This window comes from Aminobacter sp. BA135 (assembly GCF_050859125.1).
Taxonomy (GTDB): domain Bacteria; phylum Pseudomonadota; class Alphaproteobacteria; order Rhizobiales; family Rhizobiaceae; genus Aminobacter; species Aminobacter ciceronei.
On the sequence record NZ_CP139572.1, the window covers coordinates 3,247,426 to 3,267,041 of the forward strand.

At 64.1% G+C, this 19,616-nt stretch carries 21 protein-coding genes; 15 read left to right on the forward strand and 6 right to left on the reverse strand.

The genetic code is table 11. The features are described from left to right. Positions 1-52: 52 nt before the first annotated feature. The 9 genes from SLT36_RS15770 to SLT36_RS15810 all read left to right on the forward strand — a co-directional run bounded on the left by SLT36_RS15770 (position 53) and on the right by SLT36_RS15810 (position 10,134). Entirely contained in the window at positions 53-1,063 is a 1,011-nt protein-coding gene (locus SLT36_RS15770) for an NADPH:quinone oxidoreductase family protein (protein ID WP_432283467.1), read from the forward strand. Continuing rightward, positions 1,060-3,153, forward strand: coding sequence for a 3-hydroxyacyl-CoA dehydrogenase NAD-binding domain-containing protein (locus SLT36_RS15775; RefSeq protein ID WP_432283468.1), 2,094 nt, complete (start codon positions 1,060-1,062; stop codon positions 3,151-3,153). The genes SLT36_RS15770 and SLT36_RS15775 overlap by 4 nt, the downstream gene beginning before the upstream one ends. A gap of 61 nt (positions 3,154-3,214) precedes the next feature. Continuing rightward, positions 3,215-4,081 (forward strand): CoA transferase subunit A, encoded by an 867-nt coding sequence (locus SLT36_RS15780; RefSeq protein WP_432283469.1) that lies wholly within the window; start codon positions 3,215-3,217, stop codon positions 4,079-4,081. A gap of 11 nt (positions 4,082-4,092) precedes the next feature. Then, the gene (locus SLT36_RS15785) at positions 4,093-4,893 is read left to right on the forward strand and encodes a CoA-transferase subunit beta (RefSeq protein ID WP_432283470.1); all 801 of its coding nucleotides are present in this window, start codon (positions 4,093-4,095) and stop codon (positions 4,891-4,893) included. Positions 4,894-4,955: 62 nt separating this feature from the next. Next, on the forward strand, positions 4,956-6,158 hold the full coding sequence (locus SLT36_RS15790; RefSeq protein WP_432283471.1) for an acyl-CoA dehydrogenase family protein: 1,203 nt from the start codon (positions 4,956-4,958) through the stop codon (positions 6,156-6,158). Positions 6,159-6,172: 14 nt separating this feature from the next. Beyond that, on the forward strand, positions 6,173-7,243 hold the full coding sequence (locus SLT36_RS15795; protein WP_432283472.1) for a phosphotransferase family protein: 1,071 nt from the start codon (positions 6,173-6,175) through the stop codon (positions 7,241-7,243). Between the two features lie 12 nt (positions 7,244-7,255). After that, positions 7,256-8,026 (forward strand): SDR family NAD(P)-dependent oxidoreductase, encoded by a 771-nt coding sequence (locus SLT36_RS15800; protein WP_432283473.1) that lies wholly within the window; start codon positions 7,256-7,258, stop codon positions 8,024-8,026. A gap of 232 nt (positions 8,027-8,258) precedes the next feature. Next, on the forward strand, positions 8,259-9,464 hold the full coding sequence (locus tag SLT36_RS15805; protein WP_067962115.1) for an acetyl-CoA C-acyltransferase: 1,206 nt from the start codon (positions 8,259-8,261) through the stop codon (positions 9,462-9,464). Between the two features lie 70 nt (positions 9,465-9,534). Next, entirely contained in the window at positions 9,535-10,134 is a 600-nt protein-coding gene (locus tag SLT36_RS15810) for a VOC family protein (protein WP_432283474.1), read from the forward strand. A gap of 52 nt (positions 10,135-10,186) precedes the next feature. On the opposite strand, the gene SLT36_RS15815 is transcribed toward SLT36_RS15810, so the two are convergent. The 5 genes from SLT36_RS15815 to SLT36_RS15835 all read right to left on the reverse strand — a co-directional run bounded on the left by SLT36_RS15815 (position 10,187) and on the right by SLT36_RS15835 (position 13,463). Next, positions 10,187-10,924 (reverse strand): TetR/AcrR family transcriptional regulator, encoded by a 738-nt coding sequence (locus SLT36_RS15815; RefSeq protein ID WP_432283475.1) that lies wholly within the window; start codon positions 10,922-10,924, stop codon positions 10,187-10,189. 14 nt (positions 10,925-10,938) lie between these two features. After that, the gene (locus SLT36_RS15820) at positions 10,939-11,100 is read right to left on the reverse strand and encodes a hypothetical protein (RefSeq protein ID WP_432283476.1); all 162 of its coding nucleotides are present in this window, start codon (positions 11,098-11,100) and stop codon (positions 10,939-10,941) included. Continuing rightward, on the reverse strand, positions 11,097-11,978 hold the full coding sequence (locus SLT36_RS15825) for an SDR family NAD(P)-dependent oxidoreductase (RefSeq protein WP_432288357.1): 882 nt from the start codon (positions 11,976-11,978) through the stop codon (positions 11,097-11,099). The genes SLT36_RS15820 and SLT36_RS15825 overlap by 4 nt, the downstream gene beginning before the upstream one ends. A 5-nt stretch (positions 11,979-11,983) precedes the next feature. Continuing rightward, complete coding sequence (locus SLT36_RS15830) at positions 11,984-12,862, reverse strand: SDR family NAD(P)-dependent oxidoreductase (RefSeq protein ID WP_432283477.1); 879 nt, start codon at positions 12,860-12,862, stop codon at positions 11,984-11,986. Positions 12,863-12,974: 112 nt separating this feature from the next. Then, positions 12,975-13,463, reverse strand: a complete 489-nt coding sequence (locus SLT36_RS15835) for a nuclear transport factor 2 family protein (protein WP_432283478.1) — start codon at positions 13,461-13,463, stop codon at positions 12,975-12,977. A gap of 127 nt (positions 13,464-13,590) precedes the next feature. On the opposite strand from SLT36_RS15835, the gene SLT36_RS15840 reads away from it, so the two are divergent. Then, positions 13,591-14,004 carry a nuclear transport factor 2 family protein gene (locus SLT36_RS15840; RefSeq protein ID WP_432283479.1) on the forward strand — a complete coding sequence of 138 codons (414 nt, stop codon included), beginning with the start codon at positions 13,591-13,593 and terminating at the stop codon, positions 14,002-14,004. 37 nt (positions 14,005-14,041) lie between these two features. Then, complete coding sequence (locus tag SLT36_RS15845) at positions 14,042-14,902, forward strand: SDR family NAD(P)-dependent oxidoreductase (protein WP_432283480.1); 861 nt, start codon at positions 14,042-14,044, stop codon at positions 14,900-14,902. A 46-nt stretch (positions 14,903-14,948) separates the two neighbouring features. Here SLT36_RS15845 and SLT36_RS15850 read toward each other — a convergent pair whose 3' ends face one another. Next, complete coding sequence (locus tag SLT36_RS15850) at positions 14,949-15,716, reverse strand: SDR family NAD(P)-dependent oxidoreductase (RefSeq protein WP_432283481.1); 768 nt, start codon at positions 15,714-15,716, stop codon at positions 14,949-14,951. Between the two features lie 187 nt (positions 15,717-15,903). On the opposite strand from SLT36_RS15850, the gene SLT36_RS15855 reads away from it, so the two are divergent. Genes SLT36_RS15855 through SLT36_RS15870 form a run of 4 tightly spaced genes read left to right on the forward strand, consistent with a single transcriptional unit; the run spans position 15,904 to position 19,595 of the window. Next, on the forward strand, positions 15,904-17,040 hold the full coding sequence (locus SLT36_RS15855) for an acyl-CoA dehydrogenase family protein (protein ID WP_432283482.1): 1,137 nt from the start codon (positions 15,904-15,906) through the stop codon (positions 17,038-17,040). Beyond that, positions 17,037-18,212 (forward strand): acyl-CoA dehydrogenase family protein, encoded by a 1,176-nt coding sequence (locus SLT36_RS15860; protein ID WP_432283483.1) that lies wholly within the window; start codon positions 17,037-17,039, stop codon positions 18,210-18,212. The genes SLT36_RS15855 and SLT36_RS15860 overlap by 4 nt, the downstream gene beginning before the upstream one ends. 38 nt (positions 18,213-18,250) lie before the next feature. Next, complete coding sequence (locus tag SLT36_RS15865; protein ID WP_432283484.1) at positions 18,251-18,784, forward strand: nuclear transport factor 2 family protein; 534 nt, start codon at positions 18,251-18,253, stop codon at positions 18,782-18,784. 46 nt (positions 18,785-18,830) lie between these two features. Next, positions 18,831-19,595, forward strand: coding sequence for an SDR family NAD(P)-dependent oxidoreductase (locus SLT36_RS15870; RefSeq protein WP_432283485.1), 765 nt, complete (start codon positions 18,831-18,833; stop codon positions 19,593-19,595). The last annotated feature ends 21 nt before the right edge of the window (positions 19,596-19,616 follow it).

A 19,616-nucleotide genomic window follows, 5' to 3' on the forward strand; every position in this document is an offset into this window, starting at 1 on the left:
CGATTGAAGAATTTGGCAGTGCCGAAATGGCAGCAAAAAGCGGCGTAGGAAAATGAAGGCAGTGATCTGCAGGGAGTTCGCCCCAAGGGCGGAACTCAGCATCGAAGAGGTTCCGGAACCGGTGGCAAAGCCGGGCCAGGTGGTGATCCGCATCGAGGCGTGCGGCATCAACTTCTTCGATGGGCTGATGGTCGAGGGCAAGTACCAGACCAAGCCTGAATTGCCGTTCACGCCGGGCAGCGAAGCCGCTGGTGTCATCATTTCGGTCGGTGAGGGCGTTGAGCGCCTGACGTCAGGCATGCGCGTCCTGGCCTTCGCCGGCATCGGCGGTTATGGCGAGCAGGTCGCGGTCGACGCCTGGAAGGTGTTTCCGATCCCCGCCGAGATGAGCTTCGTCGAGGCGGCCGGCTTCCTGATCACCTATGCCACCTCGCATCACGCGCTCAAGGATCGTGCACGGATAAAGCCGGGCGAAACCCTGCTCGTCCTGGGTGCAGCCGGCGGTGTCGGCTTGACCGCTGTCGAACTCGGCAAGCAGATGGGCGCGCGTGTCATCGCTGCCGCCTCCAGCGACGAGAAGCTCGAGCTATGTCGCAAGTACGGCGCAGACGAGACCATCAACTATTCGACCGAGGACCTGCGTCAGCGGCTCAAGGAGCTGACCAACGGGCAGGGCGTCGACGTGGTGTACGATCCCGTCGGCGGCGCCATGACGGAGACGGCTGTGCGTGGGCTGGCGCTGTTCGGCCGGCTGCTGGTGATCGGCTTTGCCGCCGGCGACATTCCCAAGATTGCGCTCAACCTTCTGCTGCTCAAGCAGTCGGCTTTGATCGGCGTGTTCTGGGGCGCGTATGCGCGCTCGGCACCAGAGAAGAATGCCGAGAACATTGCCGAGCTGATGGACTGGTTCGCCAAGGGCGCGCTCAGGCCGCATATCTCGGCTGAATATCCGCTCGACCGCTTCGCCGAAGCCCTCGACGTCGTCATGGAACGCGCCGTCAAGGGCAAGGTCGTACTGGTGACAGGCAATTCAGGACATAGCAGGGAAGGAGTGCCGGCATGACCGAGCTGCTCGTACAGACCGTTTCGATCGCCAGGCAAGGCAACATTCTGGTTGCGACCGTCGACAACCCGCCCGTCAATGCGCTGTCGCATTCGGTCCGGGCGGGGCTCATAGAGGCAGCGAAGGCGCTCGAAAGCGATGCCGAGGCACGCGCCATGGTCATTCTGTGCGAAGGCCGCACCTTCATCGCCGGCGCCGACATTCACGAATTCAAGAAGCCGATGGTGGCGCCGCTGCTGGGCGAAGTGATCGATACGCTCGATGCGGCAACCAAGCCGATCGTGGCTGCGATCCACGGCACGGCACTCGGCGGCGGCCTCGAAGTGGCGCTGGCCTGCAGCTATCGCATCGCGCTCGAAGGCTCGAAGGTGGGCCTGCCCGAAGTCAAGCTTGGCATCCTGCCGGGGTCGGGCGGCACCGTCCGCCTGCCGCGCCTGGCCGGCGTCGAAGAGGCGCTAAAGATGATCAGCGAAGGCGGCCAGATCTCGGCGCGGGATGCCCGGGAAAAGGGAATTGTCGACGAGGTCGTTCCGGGCGACCTGAAGGCGGCAGCGGTCGCCTTCGCCGGGAAGGTGATCGCCGACGGCGCCATGCTGCGCCGTACCAGCGACCTGCCGGTGCCGGCGTTCGACCCTGCCGTTCTGGAGACAACCCGCGCGGCATTGGCGAAGAAATACAAAGGCTTCAAGGCACCTCTAGTTGCGGTCGACCTGATCAAGATGGTCACCGAGACGCCGGTCGCTGAAGCGATTGCGCTCGAATACAAGACCTGCAAGGAGCTGCTGGTTTCGCCGCAGTCCAAGGCACTGCGCCACATCTTCGCCGCCGAGCGTGAGGCGCTCAAGATCGACGGCGTCGATGCCGAGGTGAAGCCGCGGGACGTGAGCAAGGTCGCCATAGTCGGCCCCGGTACCATGGGCTGCGGCATTGCCGCCTGCTTCCTCAACATCGGCATTCCGGTGACCTTGATCGGCCTTTCTGACGACGGGTTGGCGTCCGCGGTCAAGGCGATCGGCAAGATCTATGAGAGCAGCGTCAAGCGCGGCTCGATGACGTCCGATGAGATGGCGCGCCGCATGGCGCTGCTGACACCGACTACGTCTTACGACACGCTCGGAGACGTCGATCTGGTGATCGAGGCGGTGACCGAGGACATGGCGGTCAAGAAGGACGTCTTCGCGAGACTCGACGCGGTACTGCGCGACGACGCCATCGTGGCCACCAACACCTCGTTCCTCGACATCGAGGAACTGGCCAACTCGTCGAAGAACCCGGCGCGCGTCGCCGGCATGCATTTCTTCAATCCGGCCAATGTCATGAAGCTGCTCGAGAACGTGCGGGCGGCGAAGACGGCTTCCGATGTCCTGGCGACCACCACGGCGCTGGGCAAGCGCCTCGGCAAAGTGCCGGTCATGGTCGGGCGTTCCGAAGGTTTCGTTGCCAACCGCATGCTTTCCAAGCGTACGCGCGAGGCTCAATTCCTGCTCGAGGACGGTGCGACGCCGCAACAGGTCGACCGCGTGCTAACCGCCTTCGGCTTCCCGATCGGCCCGTTCGCGCTGGCCGATCTCGCCGGCATGGACATCATGGCCGCAGCGCGGGCGGCACGCGTCGCCCGCATGTCGCCGCGCGAGCAGCAGTGCAATATCGTCGACAGGCTGGTGGCCGCTGGCCGCCTCGGCCAGAAGTCCGGCGCGGGCTATTACGTCTATGACGAGAACCGCAAGGCTTCGCACGATCTCGCTATCGATGAACTGCTGGAAGCGCACCGCAAGGAGCGGGGATTCACCGCACGCACCATCACCGACGAGGAAATCCTCGAACGCTGCCTGTTTGCCATGGTCAACGAGGCGGCCAAGATCCTCGACGAGGGTGCGGCGGCGCGACCGAGCGACATCGACGTCATCTGGACCAACGGCTTCGGGTTCCCGACCTATCTGGGCGGCCCGATGTTCTATGCCGATCAGGTCGGCCTGCCGAAGGTCAAGGCGGCGCTCGACAAATATGCGGGCCTTGTGGGCGACCAATATTTCAAGCCGGCCGCGCTGATCGAGCGGCTGGTTGCCGAGGGCAAGGGCTTCTACGGCTGAGCCCGTATCCCTGCCGAAACAGAATGAAGAACAGACGGACTAGGATGCTATGAACAAGGAAATGGACCTGAAAGCGGTCGTCGCCCAACTGCGCGACGGCATGACGATCGGCTTCGGCGGCTGGGGTCCGCGGCGCAAGCCGATGGCGCTGGTGCGCGAGATCCTGCGCTCGGACCTCAAGGACCTGACGCTGGTCGCCTATGGCGGGCCGGAAATCGGCATGCTGTGTGCTGCGGGCAAGGTCAAGAAGCTGATCTACGGCTTCGTGTCGCTCGATGCGATGCCGATCGAGCCCTACTTCCGCAAGGCGCGCGAAGCCGGAGCGGTCGAGGTGTCGGAGCTGGACGAGGGCCTGCTGCTGCTCGGCCTGCAGGCAGCCGGACATAACCTGCCGTTCGCAGCCACCCGCGTCGGCCTCGGCTCCGACGTCATGAAGTACAACCCCCACTTCAAGACGGTGAAGTCGCCTTATGACGACGGCGAAGTGCTGTTGGCGATGCCGGCGATCAAACTCGACGTGGCGCTGATCCATGCGAGCCGCGCCGACCGGCTGGGCAACACCCAGACCGACGGCCCGGATCCGTTCTTCGATGGCCTGTTCGCTCGTGCCGCCGACAAGGTGTTCGTTACCACCGAAATGCTGGTCGAGCGCATCGGGGATGAATATTCCGACAAGGCCAAGAGCCAGCTGTTCGAACGCTGCCTGGTGACAGGCGTGGTTTCGGCACCGCTCGGCGCACATCCGACGGCCGCTCATGACGCCTATGGCTGGGATATGGGCCATCTCAAGGACTATGCGGCATCGGCTGGCGAAGAGGGCGGCTGGCAGCGCTATTTCGACCAATATGTGAAGGGCGACGAGGCCAGCTACGCCGCGAGCGTTGGTGGCGAAGCCAAGATCCGCGCCCTGCCGCTCCCCATTTTCTGATCGGACACGACATGACGACTGCAAAAGAATTCACGCTAGCCGAACTGATCGTCGCTGTCGGCGCACAGGCCTGGGCCAGCGACGGCGAAGTTCTCGCCACCGGCATCGGCCCGTTGCCGCGCCTGGCGGCCGGCCTTGCCAAGCTGACTTGCGCTCCCGGCATCATGATGACCGATGGCGAGGCCTATCTCGTCGAGGACCCGATCCCGCTCGGACCGCGCGGCGACTACAAGCCGAAATTCTCCGGCTGGATGCCGTATAGCCGCGTCTTCGACAGCGTCTGGAGCGGCCGTCGCCACGCCATGGTGACGCCGGTACAGGTCGACCGCTACGGCCAGGGCAACATCTCCGCACTGGGTGGAGAGTTCCAGAAGCCGAAGGTCGCCATGCTCGGCGTCCGCGGCTTCCCGGGCAATTCGATCTGCCACAAGAACTCGATGTTCCTGCCGAACCATTCGAAACGCACCTTCGTCGAAGGTCAGGTCGATGTGGTGGCAAGCGTCGGCTACAACGCCAAGAACTGGCCGGAAGGCGCCAAGCCCGCCGACGTCAAGCTCGGCGTGGTCATCACCGACCTCTGCGTGTTCGACTTCAACGGCCCCGATCATGCAGCACAGGTGCTGTCGCTGCATCCGGGTGTGACCTTCGAGCAGGTGCAGGACGCCACCGGATTCCCGCTGCTGCGCGCCGAAGGCATGACCACCACCGCGGCGCCGACCGAGGAACAGCTGGCTATCATCGCCAGGCTCGACCCGCACAATGTCCGCGCCACCGTGCTGAAGGGCAATCCTCCCGGCGTCCGCGCCGCCTGACGAACCCGCCGCCGGCATTCGCTGCCGGCGGCTCTTCCTGGAATGGCAGTGGCGGACGCAAGATGGACTTCGAATACAGCGACAAGACAAAAAGCCTGCTCGAACGGCTCAATGCCTTCATGGATGAGCATGTCTATCCCAACGAGCGCCGCTATCACGAGGAAGTCGAAGCCGACCGCTGGGGCCATCCGCCTGTCTTGGAGGAACTGAAGGCCAACGCCAAGGCGGCCAAGCTGTGGAACCTGTTCCTGCCGGATTCCGCACATGGCGCGGGCCTGACCAACACCGAATATGCACCGCTCTGCGAAGTCATGGGCCGGGTGCATTTCTCGTCGCAGATATTCAACTGCTCGGCACCTGACACCGGCAACATCGAAACCATAGAGCGCTATGGCACCGAGGCGCAGAAGGCGCGCTGGCTGCCTGCCATGCTCGACGGGTCGATCCGCTCGGCCTTCGCCATGACCGAGCCTGACGTCGCTTCAAGCGACGCGACAAACATCCAGAGCTCGATCGTCCGCGACGGTGACGACTATGTCATCAACGGCCGCAAATGGTGGATCTCTGGCGTCGGCGACCGCCATTGCGAATTGCTGATCTTCATGGGCAAGACCGATCCGGGTGCTGCCAAGCACCAGCAGCAGTCGATGATCCTGGTGCCGATGGACACGCCAGGCATCAAGGTGCTGAGGCCGATGACCGTGTTCGGTTATGACGATGCACCGCACGGCCACATGGACATGCTGTTCGAGAAGGTGCGGGTGCCGGCAACCAACATGCTGCTCGGCGAAGGCCGCGGCTTTGAGATCGCGCAAGGCCGCCTCGGACCGGGACGTATCCATCACTGCATGCGTCTGATCGGTCTTGCCGAACGCTGCCTGGAGCTGATGTGCCGGCGGGTGAAGAGCCGCGTCGCCTTCGGCCGGCCGATCGGCGAACAGTCGGTGACGCTCGAGCGCATCGCCGAGTCCCGCATCCTGATCGACCAGGCTCGCCTGCTGACGCTGAAGGCCGCCTATATGATGGACACCGTCGGCAACAAGGCGGCGCGCGCCGAAATCGGCATGATCAAGGTGGCCGCCCCCAACATGGCCTGCAAGGTCATCGACTGGGCGATCCAGGCGCATGGCGCTGCCGGGGTGTCGCAGGACTTCGTGCTGGCCAATTATTATGCGCATGCCCGCAAGCTGCGCTTCGCCGACGGGCCGGACGAGGTACACCGCAACCAGATCGGGCGCATCGAACTCGCCAAATACGTGGACTGAGCGGGAGGCGCGCCATGGATGCCAGCCGTTTCGTCGGCACCGAGCCGCTCGCCGCCGACAGCAAGATCGACGTCGCGCGACTGCACGCCTACCTCAAGGCCAACATCGACGGCTGCGAGGGCAAGCTCTCGGTCGAGCGCTTCCGCGGCGGCCAGTCCAACCCGACGATGCTGTTGTCCTTCGACGGCAAGCGCAAGCTGGTTCTTCGAAAGAAGCCCGACGGCAAGCTGTTGCCCTCGGCGCATGCCGTCGACCGTGAATTCCGCGTCATCAGTGCCTTGCGCGACAGCGACGTGCCTGTCGCCGGCGCGCGGCTGCTCTGCGACGAGGACAGCATCGTTGGTGCGATGTTCTACGTCATGGATTTCGTCGAGGGACGCTCGTTCTGGGCGCCTGCCTTGCCAGAGCAATCGCCTGCGGAGCGCAAGGCCATCTATATCGAGATGAACCGCGTCGCGGCAGCTCTCCACACCACTGATTACGAGGCGGTCGGGCTGGCGGATTTCGGCAAGCCAGGGGACTATGTGGCGCGCCAGGTGGCACGCTGGTCCAAGCAATATCGCGCCTCCGAGACCGAGACCATCGAAGCGATGGACGGGCTGATCGAATGGCTACCCGGCAATATCCCGCCTGAAACACGGACGTCGCTGATCCATGGCGACTTCCGCATCGACAACATGATCTTCCACCCGACTGAGGCGCGGGTGCTGGCTGTCGTCGACTGGGAGCTGTCGACGCTGGGCGAGCCGATGGCCGATTTTGCCTACCACATGCTGACCTGGCGCCTGCCAAACCAGCCCTATCGCGGCCTGGGCGACCTCGACATAGCCGGCCTTGGCATTCCGGACGAGCGCAGCTACCGCGATGCCTATCTCAAGGCGACAGGGCAGGACGGCGTTTCCGACCGGCATTGGTACGCCTATCTCGCCTACAGCCTCTTCCGTGTCGCCGGCATCCGCCAGGGCATCATGAAACGCGTGGTGGATGGCAATGCGGCGAGCGCGCACGCCCGCGAAGCCGGTGCGCTGGCGCGGCCGGTCGCCGAATTCGGCTGGCACTACGCCGAACTGGCGATGAAATCATAAGGGAGGATGGACATGAGCGGACTTTATCCGGCCGAAGGAGCGGCCATCGTCATCGGCGGCAGCGGCGGCGTCGGCGCCGAGATCTGCCGGGTGCTGGCGCGCGACGGCTGCGACGTGGCCCTGACTTATCACAGCAACCAGGCCAAGGCGGAAGCCGCAGCCGAGGCCGTTCGCGGCGAGGGGCGCAAAGCCTCCATCCACAAACTCAACATCGAGGATATTGAGGCGACCCGCGCCTTCATCGACGGTGTGGCGGAAGCCAGTGGCGGCATCCATACGGTGGTCTATGCCGCCGGGCCGCTGGTGCCGCTGATCCATCTCAGCAAGATTGAGCCCGAGCAGATGCGCAAGCACCTGATGCACGACGCCTTCGGCTTCTTCAATGTGGTCCATTATGCCATTCCGCATCTGCGCAAGGCACGCGGTTCCATCGTCGCTTGCCAGAGCTCGGCGCAATATCGCTTTGCCGCAGCCGACGGCCTCTCGGTGGTGCCGAAATCGGCAGTGCATGCCCTGATGAAGGGCGTGGCCAAGGAGGAGGGACGCTACGGCATCCGCTCCAACGGCGTGGCGCTCGGCATCATCGAAACCGGCCAGCACACCGAACTCAGCAAGCTTGGCTATATCGACGACAAGTACATGCAGGCTGCAGCGATGAACACGCCGCTGCGCCGCAACGGCAAGGCCATCGACATTGCCGAGGCGGTGTCCTTCCTGGCATCCAGCCGCGCCGGTTTCATCTCGGGCGAGGTCATCAATGTCGATGGCGGTTACCATGTCTGACCGCGTCTGCGGTGCCAGTCTTGTTGCTTGTGCCGCTGCCTCTTCCGCGGCGGCCTTTTGCAATCGATGCGCACCGCGGATCCTGCGTTAGTCTTTTCAGACGATGTTCGGACGCCCCGTCACTCCTAGCAAGTAGTTGGAAAACTTCGGTTCCCGGCGCTTCGCGGCAGAAAACATTCTGCGCATTGCCTGCCTGGTTCCCTGCCGAAAACAACTGTTCTGGAGCAATCCTTTGCGCGAAGCCGTCATCGTTTCCGTCGCCCGCACCCCAATCGGCAAGGCCTTCCGTGGCGCTTTCAACGACACAGAAGCGCCGGCGCTGTCGGGCCACGCGGTGCGCGAGGCCGTCATTCGTGCCGGCATCGCCCCCGACGCCGTCGAGGACGTCATCATGGGCTGCTCGGCCCAGCAGGGCACCCAAGGCTACAATATCGGCCGCCTGACCGCCGCTGCCGCGGGACTGCCTGACAGCGTGCCCGGCATGTCGATCGACCGCATGTGCTCGTCGGGCCTGATGGCAGTGTCGATCGCGGCCAAGCAGATCATCGTCGACGGCATGGAAACCATCGTTGCCGGCGGCGTCGAATCGATCAGCCTGACGCAGAACAAGCATAAGAACAGTTATCGCTCGCGCTCGCAGGCCGTGACCTCGCAGTGGCCGCATATGTACATGACAATGATCGAGACCGCCGAGATCGTCGCCAGGAAATACGGCATCAGCCGCGAGGCCCAGGACGAGTTCTCTCTCGCCAGCCAGTTGCGTACGGCTGCCGCCCATCAGGCCGGCCGCTTCGACGACGAGATCGTGCCGATGGCTTCGCGCAAGATGGTGGTCAACAAGGACACCAACGAGACCAGCTTCCAGGACGTGACGCTGGCTCAGGATGAAGGTTTCCGCGCCGACACCAATCTCGAGGGTTTGGCCAAGCTGAAGCCGGTCTTCGCCGACGGCGAGGTGATCAAGCTGGGCGAGTACGTGACAGCCGGCAATTCGTCGCAGCTGTCGGACGGTGCTGCCGCTCTGGTGGTCATGGAGGCAAAGCGCGCCGAACAACTCGGCCTCAAGCCGCTGGGCGCCTATCGCGGCATGGCGGTCGCCGGCTGCGCGCCAGAGGAAATGGGCATCGGGCCGATCTTCGCGGTGCCGAAGCTGTTGCAGAAGCACGGCCTCAAGGTCGATGACATCGGCCTTTGGGAACTCAACGAAGCCTTCGCCAGCCAGGCGGTCTACTGCCGCGACACGCTCGGCATCGACCCGGAAAAACTCAACGTCAACGGCGGCGCCATCGCCGTCGGCCACCCGTTCGGCATGACCGGCGCGCGCACGGCCGGCCATGTGCTGATCGAGGGCCGGCGCCGCGGCGTGAAATACGGCGTCGTTACCATGTGCGTCGGCGGCGGCATGGGGGCTGCCGGCCTGTTTGAAATCTTCAACTGATCGCACAGAGTAGGGGTATAGGAGCGTCCTTGGTCCCAATGGACGCACGGCGCTCCTTTGGGAGGGGACGATGACCGATCTCGGAATTGCACAGGGGCTCAAACCCATTCTGGGGCCTGCAACCCAGCTCGGCTTTGTCGTCCGGGACATCGAAAAGGCGATGCGCCACTGGATCGATGTTTTCGGCGTCGGTCCATTCATCTACATGGAGCGCGGCGTCAGCCAGCCCGTGAGCACAACCTGGCATCGCGGGCAGCCGGTCGAAGTCGAGCTCAAGCTCGCCTTCGGCTACATGGGCGACGTGCAGATCGAGTTGATCGAACAGACCAACGACGCCTCGTCACCCTACACGGACTTTCTGGCGGCCGGGCGCGAGGGCCTGCAGCATCTGGGTTTCTGGGTGCATGACCATGCCGAGGCGACGGCTCGCGTCGAGGCTGCCGGCTATGAGCGCGACTACGAAATCCGCGTCGCCGGCCAGGACCAGTCGATCCTCTATTACCGCTCGCCTGACCTCTACGGACCGATGCTGGAGATCGTGCCGCCGATGTGGCGCCGATCGCGCCAGGCGGTGCTGGAGCATATCCGCGCCTACACCGGCACGAATCCGATCATCCGCTTCGACACCTACAGCGCCTTCATCCAGCATGCCGGCGTGACGTTCGACTGATTTCGCTGAAATTGCTGTCAGCCGCGGCCGTCGGAACAACCGGCGGCCTTTGCTATTTGACCAGCTTTTCCAACTCGTCGATCTGCTGGCGCAGTCCCGAGATGGTCTGGCGCACGGCTTCGGCATCGCGCGGCTGGTCGTGATGGGTACGCAGGCCGGCCAGAGCCATGTCGGCAATGATCTCGCCGATCTCCTGCGGTGTCTTTGCGCCTGCGGGCGAGTACCAGCGCGAAGTCCAGTTGGCCATGCCGATCACCGCGAAGGCGGTAACTTTGGGATCAACGGTGCGGAACTCGCCTGACGTGATGCCGTCGGAGATGCAGCGGACGTAGAAATCATAGATGTGGCGACGGCCCTGGTTGTAGAGCGGGCCGAGCGCCTCGGGGATCTGGGTTTCGAGCCGCGACAACAGGATGAAGCGCGAGCCGGAAGACAGACGGCGAACGATGCCGTCGACGATGGCGCGGCGCAGTCGCTCGGTTGGCGACAGGCCGGGCTCGGCCATCAGCTCCTGCAGCCGGTGTGACGGCGTCAGCGCTTCCGACTCGACGAGTGCTGCCAGCATTTCTTCCTTGTTGCGAAAGTAGTGGTAGACGGCCGAGCGGCCGAGGCCGAGCGCCTGGGCGATGTCGTTGATGCTGGTCTGGACGTAGCCCTTGCTGTCGAACAGCTCCGCGGCGATGTCGATCAGCTGTTCGCGCACCAGCTCCTTGCGCGGATTGGTCGACGCGCGGGCCGAGCCGTCGCGATCGAGATATTCTGCGCCTGCGCTGCCATCCATCTGTGCCATACGCGCCATCCTGCTCAAATCAGCAACTCCACGCTTTGGATGTTCGACGCTGCGTTCGACAACCGGGGGTCGAATCGCCCAAAGCCCAGGCTACTGGCCAGATCGAATATAATACGCTTCGCGTTTCTGTAAGCCTGCCGCGATGCAGGATTTTCGTCGTCAGGCGTCAGCGTCATGATCTGGCTTCACCGGCCTCGCCGGAGATCGGCTGATAGAGCGGAGCACCGAACAGCGGGCGGCGCGATTGAGGCAGGCGTCCATCGGCATCGATGACGCCATAGCGGCTCGCCAGTTCGGTCGAATAGAAGGTGCCGCCGCTGAGCGTCATGGCGTCGCCGGCGGCATGGATCGCCGCCAGAACACGGCCGATGAAGAACGGCGTCTCGATATGCGGCATGTTGCCGGCAGTCTCACCGACGACCCCACCTGCGGCGATGCCGGCAAGCGTGCGCTCGGTGCCGATCAGGCCCGGCCACAGTGAAATCGCTGCGACGTCGAAGGGGCGCAATTCGTGCGCCATGTCGTGGGCCAGCTTGTCCTGGCCGGCCTTGCCGACGCCGTAGGGCAGGCTGTGACGGTAGATCTTACCGCCGGGGCCGGAGGTGTTGGCGATCAGGCCGGAGTGCTGGCGGACCATGATCGGGGCGGCGAAGTGGCTTGCCGCATAGCTCGATCGCAGCCCGACATCGATCATGTCGCGCCAGAGCGACAGTGGGCGCTCCCAGAAATTGCCGTCCGGTACGGCCCAATCAGGCATGGCGAAGGCATTGTTGACGAGCAGGTCCAGGCGCCCTTGTTCTGCCTTCACGCGCTCGAACAGGGCCTCGGTCTGGCCGTCATCAAGGTGATCGCAAATGGCGACGATGCCCTTGCCGCCGGCCTGATCGATCGCCTCGGCAGTGTCGCGGACGGTACCGCCCCATGGGCCGATGGCCTTGCGGTCGCTGCGGCCGGTGCAATAGACGGTGAAGCCCGCTTCGCCGAGGGCAATGGCGATGCCGCGGCCAAGGCCCCTGCTGGCGCCGGTGACGACGGCGACCGGCCTGTGTTGCATGCCGCTCAATTGGGTTTCCTCTGGTAGCCGAGACCAAGCGGCTGCTGGTTGCCCGCCAGAGCCCCGGCGAAAGCCTCGGCAACCGCCGCGTAGCTCCAGTCGCCTTCCAGAACCGGATCGGCGATCAGCGGATGGGTGACGAAGGACAACTGCTTGCCGGCGATGCGGACGACCTGACCGTTGATCTTCTCGGCGGCGTCGGAAAGCAGGAAGCTGACGACCGGCGCATTGACGTCGGCGTCGGGCAGGGCGGCGTAGTGCACCTCGCGGCTCGCTGCCTGCTCGGCCATCAGCGCCTTGTTCTGGGCGGCCATTGCGGTTTCCGCCAGAGGCGACAGCGCGTTGACACGCACGCCGGTGCCACGCAGTTCCATGGCCCAGCTGTAGGTAAGGGATGCCACCCCGCCCTTGGTGGCGCCATAGCCGCCGAGGGCGACGTCACCGGCCTGCGAGCCAGAGGCGACATTGATGATCGAGCCGCCCCTGCCGGCGGCAAGCATGCGACGTGCTGCGTGGCTGGCGCAGGCCGCGGTGCCGATGAGATTGATTTCGACCATGCGGCGCATGTCCGTCTCGGTGAGATCGAGAATCTTGCCGATCCTGAGGATGCCAGCATTGTTGACGATGCCGGTGATGGCGCCGAAAGCGTCGATACAGGCGTCGACAAGCGACTGTGCATAGTTCCAGGAGGAGATATCGCCCGCATGCGCGACGGCCTTGCCGCCAGATGCCACGATCGATTCGACTGTCGATTGCGCGGCCTCGGCGTTGATGTCGTTGACGACGACCGCAGCGCCAAGGCTTGCGACATGGCGCGCATAGGCGGCGCCCAGCCCGGATCCGGCACCGGTGACGACCACCGACTTGCCCTGGAGTGTATTCATTTCGTGTCCTCCCAGCCGGCCACCCTGAACGGATAAGCTCAGGCGGGCATCCCACGTTCGGACGATGCCAGCGCAGGGTGCCTTCTTAGGCCTGCTGACTGCCTCAACTCGGTCAGACGTCGCCTTTCACGCCCCTCGACAAAAGGTCGCGCGCTTCGGACTGGCCATTGAGCAGACGGTTGATGCGATTCTGGACACGCCAACCTTCTGACGTGCGGACGAGTTCCCAGCGATTGGCACTGGCGCGTTCGACACGCCAGTGGTCGCCCTGGCTGAGGTACACACGAGAGTAGCCGGTGGCCACGGCCGTGTCTCCGTTGACGGTGACGTGGGGCATGCTCAGCACGTGGGCGCAACCATCGGCGACGTAGTGGATATGCGGTTCGATGTTGACCAGCGATCCGACCTTTTCTGCGCCGACAAGCGGTTCCCCGCCGAAATCATAGGCGCCGTTCTCGGTCCAGAGCGTGGCGGTCGTGCTGCCGGTTCGGCTGTCGACCGACGGGCCATAGGTGGCGATCAGTTGGTAGATGGCAAGCTGGTCTTCCAATCCTGCGATCCGCGCTTCAAGCGCGGCAATCCTTGCTTCGATATCCGACATTTTCCCGTCCTCCGTTGCCGTTGTCGGTTCATTGCGGCCTCACTCACCGCATCAGCCATCGTTCATTTGGAGGATGAAGGAGCCCTAATCCAACGCGACGGTGGCCCGACATCAGGGGGAGGGTGGAATGAACCTTGCAGACCGGATTGCCGCCGAACACGAATGCGCCAAGCTGGTGCAGCGTTATTGCGTGCTTGTCGACGACTACAGGCATGAGGAACTGGTCGCGCTGTGGGCGCCCGATGGCCTGTGGGAAACCTGGAAGGGGCCGCTAAAGGGCCATGCCGAAATGAGCGCCTATCTTGACGCCAAGGCGCAGACCGACACCACGATCCACATGGCGCATAACATCGTCATCGATGTGATCGATCAAGACAATGCGAGCGGCGTTGCGACCTTCACCTATCACGGCACCAGCCGCGACGATCCGAAGGCGACACTGCCGCGCGTGGTCGGGCGCTATTTCGACCGCTTCGTCCGCACCACTGATGGCTGGAAGTTCGCGCACCGGCGCACCGACATGACTTTTCGCGCCGGCTGAAGAAAGCCGCCACTCCATTTGAAATGAAGAGACCGACATGACAGACACCTCACTCGCCGGCATGGCCAACTCCCTTCTCGGCAAGGTCGCCCTGATCAGCGGCGCCGGCGCCGGAATTGGACGCGCCATCGCGCTGGCCTTCGGCCGCTGCGGAGCCATCGTGGTCGTCGCCGAGAAGGACCAGGGTCGCGCCGACAAGGTGCGGGCCGAACTCGATGCCGCCGGCGTCTGCAACATCGTCCTCTGCGCAGATGTCACTGACGCGGCTGCCGTTGACAAGGTGATCGCACGGGTCAGGGACGGCTTCGGCCGGCTCGACGTACTTGTCAACAATGTCGGTGACTTCCTCGGCGTCCATAAGCCGTTCGCCGAGTCGACGCGCGAGGAGTGGAACGCGCTCTACGGTGTCAACCTCGAGCACATCTTCCTGATGACGCATGCCGCACTGCCACTGCTGCGCCGGGGTGAGAGCGCCAGCATCATCAACATCTCGACCATCGAGGCCTTCCGCGGCATTCCCAACTTTGCCGTCTACAGCGCATTCAAGACCGCGATCACCGGCTTCACCAAGAGCCTGGCGCTCGAACTCGCGCCTGAGAATATCAGGGTCAACGCGATCGCGCCGGAGACGACCGAGACCGAGCAGATCCAGATCCTGAAATGGATCCCGGAAGAGCACCAGCACATGGTCAAGCGCTGGATGCCGCTGGGACGCTATGGACAGCCTGACGATACGGCGGGCGCCGCACTGTTCCTGGCATCGCCGCTGTCGAGCTGGATCACCGGTACGACCATCAACCTCGACGGCGGCGCGCTTGCCGCCGGCGGATGGCGCCAGACTGCCGACGGCACGTGGACCAACAGGCCGGTGATCACCGGGCATGCCCACAAAAGCTAAGGGCGGAAAGCGCCGGTATGACAGGCCGGCGCTCTAACCTACACGCTCAGCCGACAGTCTGGGCGCCGTCAATCACCAGCACGGCACCGGTGACGAAGCAGGCCTCGTCAGAGGCGAGATAAGCGAAGGCGCTGGCGATATCCTCCGGTTCACCGCTTTCCTTGCCGGCGAGCTTGGGCGGCTTGACCATGATGTCGGGGTTCTGGTCCTCGATCGGCTGCAGTCCGGTGCCGATCTCGGTACGGACGCGGCCGGGGCAGATAGCGTTGAAGCGCACGCCCTTGGGGGCATATTCCGTCGCCAGGGACTTCGTCATGGCGATGATGCCGGCCTTGGATGCGGCATAGGCTGCGGCATAGGCGATGCCTTGCAGGCCGGCGGTGGACGCCGTCGACACGACATTGCCGCGCGAGGCGACGAGTGCCGGCAGCGCCTGATGCACGATGTGGAAAACGCTTTCGAGGTTGATGCCGAACACCAGCGACCAGTCTTCGCCGGTCTGGTTGGCGAAATGCTCGCGGCGGTAGATGCCGGCATTGTTGATGAGACAATCGAGGCGGCCGTGCAGCGCCAGCGCGTCATCGACCATCCGGCGCGCCGAGGCGCTGTCGGCTGCGTCATAGGCGATGGCGTCGGCGCGGACACCGTATTGCGCGGCCGCGGTGGCGCAGACCTGTCTTGCGCCTTCGACATTGCGGTCGGCGAGGATCAGTATTGCCCCCTCGGAGCCCAGGCGGAGGGCGGTCGCGCGGCCGATGCCGGATGCGGCGCCGGTGATCAGCACCACCTTGTTGTCGAAACGCTTGAGCGCCATAGTCTCCTCCAGTGCAAAACGCGACCGCTTCGCGCCGGCCGTCTCAGGCGAGTAGACTAGGGCGGGCCAAGCACCAGCATCCCACATTTGGACGATGTTGCTGGCGCTGGCCGGTGGCATCCGGCATGAAGCGCTTTGCCACTTCAGGCGCAGCGGCGCCGCTCCAATCCGTGCCCGACAGGACCGCATGCTCGAATTCACACCAGACCAGCAGATGATCCGCGAGGAAGCCCAGCGCTTCCTGCGTGAACAGTCTTCCTCCGAGGCGATCCGGCTGATCGTCGACACCGGCGCGAGCCATGATGCCGGTCTGTGGACCAGCATTTCGCGTGAACTCGGCTGGTGCGCGATGGCTGTCCCGGAAGAATTCGGCGGACTGGGGCTGGGCGCCACCGAGGTGGCAATCCTGATGGAACTCACAGGTGCACGCCTTGCCTGCGTGCCATTCTGGTCGACGGTGTGCCTGGCGGCACCACTTCTGCAGTCGGCCGGAAGCGAGCCCGCCAAGGCGAAGTATCTTGGCGCCATAGCCGCGGGCGAAATGGCCGTGACCGTCGCCTATGCCGATCTTTCAGTGGCCGATCCGGCGGCGACGGTTGCGGTCAAAGCTGTCAGGACCGACGGTGGCTACAGGCTGGACGGCAAGGTCGCGCAGGTCATCGACCTTGAGGTCACCGATGTCGTGCTGGTGCCGGCGCAGCTTGAAGATGGATCAACGGCCGTGTTTGCGCTGTCACACGACGCGGGCCAGACCGTCATTCCGCTCAAGGTGCTCGACGGAACGCGTCCAATCGCTGCGCTTGATGTGGCGCTCGAGGTTTCCACTGAGAGCCGCATCGACGACGGGGGCGTCAGCGCCGATCAGTTCCAGCAAGCGCTGGCCTTTGCCAATCTCGGACTTGCCGCCGAACAGTTGGGCGCGGCGCAAGGCGCGCACGAGGTGACGCTCGCCTACATCGCCGAGCGTGTTCAGTTCGGCCGCACCATTGCCTCGTACCAGGCGATCAAGCACCGTTGCGCCAAGCTGGTGGTCGAAATTGCCGAGACGCGGTCGCTGATCTTCGGAGCCGCTCAAGGTCTGGGCATTTCCGACGCAGCAGAAAGCGCGCTGGAGATCGCTGGGGCGCGCGTGCTCGCCTCCGACCTGCAGTTCCGAGCCGCCGAGGAGGCGATCCAGCTGCATGGCGGCGTCGGCTTCACCTGGGAATACGACCCTCATCTCTATTTCAAGCGGGCGCAGGCGAATGCCGCGCTGCTTGGCGCGCGTGAGGCGCAACTCGACCGCATTGCCGCATCTGTCTTCGGTGACGGAGGTGTGAAATGAGCGACCTGAACGCCTTCCGCACTGAGGTGCGCGACTGGATGGCAAGCCATCTCAGCGGCAAGTTTGCCGAGCTGAAATATCGCGGCGGTTCGGGCGAGGGCGACGTCCTGCCGGAACTGCGCAAGGAATGGGAGCGCGAACTCGCCGCCGGCCGCTGGACCTGCCCGGGCTGGCCTGCCGAATACGGCGGCCGGGGACTGTCCGTCGCCGAACAGGTTGCGTTCCAGGAAGAGTACAGCCGCGCCGGCGGTCCCGGCCGGATAGGCCATATCGGCGAGGGCCTGATGGGGCCGACGCTGATCGCTTTTGGCACGGAGGAGCAGAAAAAGCGCTTTCTGCCAGGCATCCGGAGCGGCACAGAGTTCTGGGCCCAGGGCTATTCCGAGCCGAGCGCCGGTTCGGATTTCGGCAACATCAAGACCCGCGCCAGGCTCGACCCTGTAACAGGCGATTGGGTCGTGTCCGGCCAGAAGGTGTGGACCTCGCTGGCGCATCTGTCCGACTGGATCTTTGTCGTGGCACGCTGCGAGGAGGGGTCTGTCGGCCGCAATGGCCTGATCTTTCTGCTGATGCCGCTCGCCCAGCCGGGCGTCGAAATCCATCCGATCAAGCAGATCGGTGGCGGCGCCGAGTTCAATTCGGTGTTCTTCGATGGCGCGCGTGCCAAGGCTGATGATGTTCTGGGACAACCCGGCGACGGCTGGAAGATCGCGATGGCGCTGCTCGGTTTCGAGCGGGGCATCTCGACGCTCGGCCAGCAGATGAGCTTCCAGCAGGAACTCGACCTGATCGTCGAGATATCAAAGGAGAATGGCTCCGACCGCTCGCCCGCCATCCGCCAACGCGTCGCCTATGCCTGGACCGGCCTGCGCGCCATGCGTTACCTGGCCATGCGCGTACTGAGTGACGACCAGTCGCCGGAAACGCGGCGCGAGGCTCTGACCTACAAGTACCAGTGGTCGAACTGGCACCGCGACCTTGGCCGGCTCGCCATGGACGTGCTGAAGATGGATGCCAACGTCGTTTCAGACGATCCGCGCCGCGAACGCCTGCAGCAGATGTTCCTTTTTGCTCGCGCCGACACGATCTACGGCGGCACCAACGAAATCCAGCTCAACATCATTGCCGAGCAAGGGCTCGGCATGCCCAGGGAGCCGCGCGGCAAGCTGTAACAGGCAAGGACGCACCTGGGCCAGGGAGGAAATTTGGCATGGGCATCAGGGAGGCAGATCTTCAGGAGATCGCTGCGCGCGAGGCGCTGCGGCGACTGGTGACGGCCTATTCGCGCGCCGTCGACCGGCGCGACTTCAAGCTGTTGCGCAGCCTCTATCACGACGAAGCCTACGAGGAGCATGGCGACATGTTCGTGGGCGGGCCGGACGACTATATGGCCTTCGTCGAGAAGGCGCTGTCGAACTATGCCGCGACCGCGCATTACGTGGTGAACACCAGCTTCGAGGTCGATGGCGACCGCGCCGAGGGCGAGGTCTACAAGATCAACTATCACCGCACCCACGGCCCCGACGCTCATGAAGTGATCACAGGCAGCCGCAGCCTCGACCGCTACCGGAGGGATGTTGGCGAGTGGCGCTTCCTCGGACGCTCGATCACGCTCGACTGGTCGACCAGGCGCGTCGTTGACGCCGATGCATACAAGGATTTCGCTGCCGGCAGTCCGCCTGGCCAGCCGGGACCCGACGACCTGTCCTACCGGGCCCTGACGCTTTTCGGCCGTCACGGCTGACATCCAAACCAGTTCACAGACCAGGACTTCCTGAGGGAGCGAAAGCATGAATGACCAGAGACAATTCGCCGGCAAGATTGCCGTGGTGACCGGTGCCGGCAACGGCATCGGCCGCGCCGCGGCAATCGCCTATGCCCAGGAAGGTGCCGATGTCGCGATCCTCGACCGCGAGGCCGAAGCACTGGCCGAAACCGCCGAACTGGTGCGCGCCCATAAGGTCAAAGCGCTGCCCCTGGTCGGCGACATGATGGATCAGGAGGTCGTCGCCGAGAGCTTTGTCCGCATCAAGCGCGACCTCGGCCCGGTCGACATGCTGCTCAACAACATCGGCCAGACCGCGCGGGAAAACTACTCCGAGTTCTGGCAGGCCAAACCCGAGACGCTGCAGTTCGTGATCGGCGTGTCGCTGATGACGACGCTGACCTGCACACGCCAGGTGGTCGAGGACATGCGCGAGCGACGCTCGGGCAAGATCGTGTCGATCTCGTCGGACTCGGCGATGAACGGCGACATCGGTACCGTCGATTACGCTTCGGCCAAGGCCGGCGTGCTCGGCTTCACCCGCGCGCTCGCCCGCGAACTCGGGCCGTTCAAGGTCAACGTCAATGCTGTCTGCCCGGGCCCGACCAATACGCGCGCCATGCAGCGCATCCCCAAGGATGCCTATGAGCGGGCCAAGAACGCCATTCCGCTCGGTGAACTGAGCGAGCCGGAAGACATTGCAAATGCTGTGATTTTCCTGTCGAGCGAAAAGTCGCGCTTCATCACCGGCCAGACCTTGATGGTCAACGGCGGACGCGTCTTCTACTGATCGTTTTCGTTAGTTCATTCA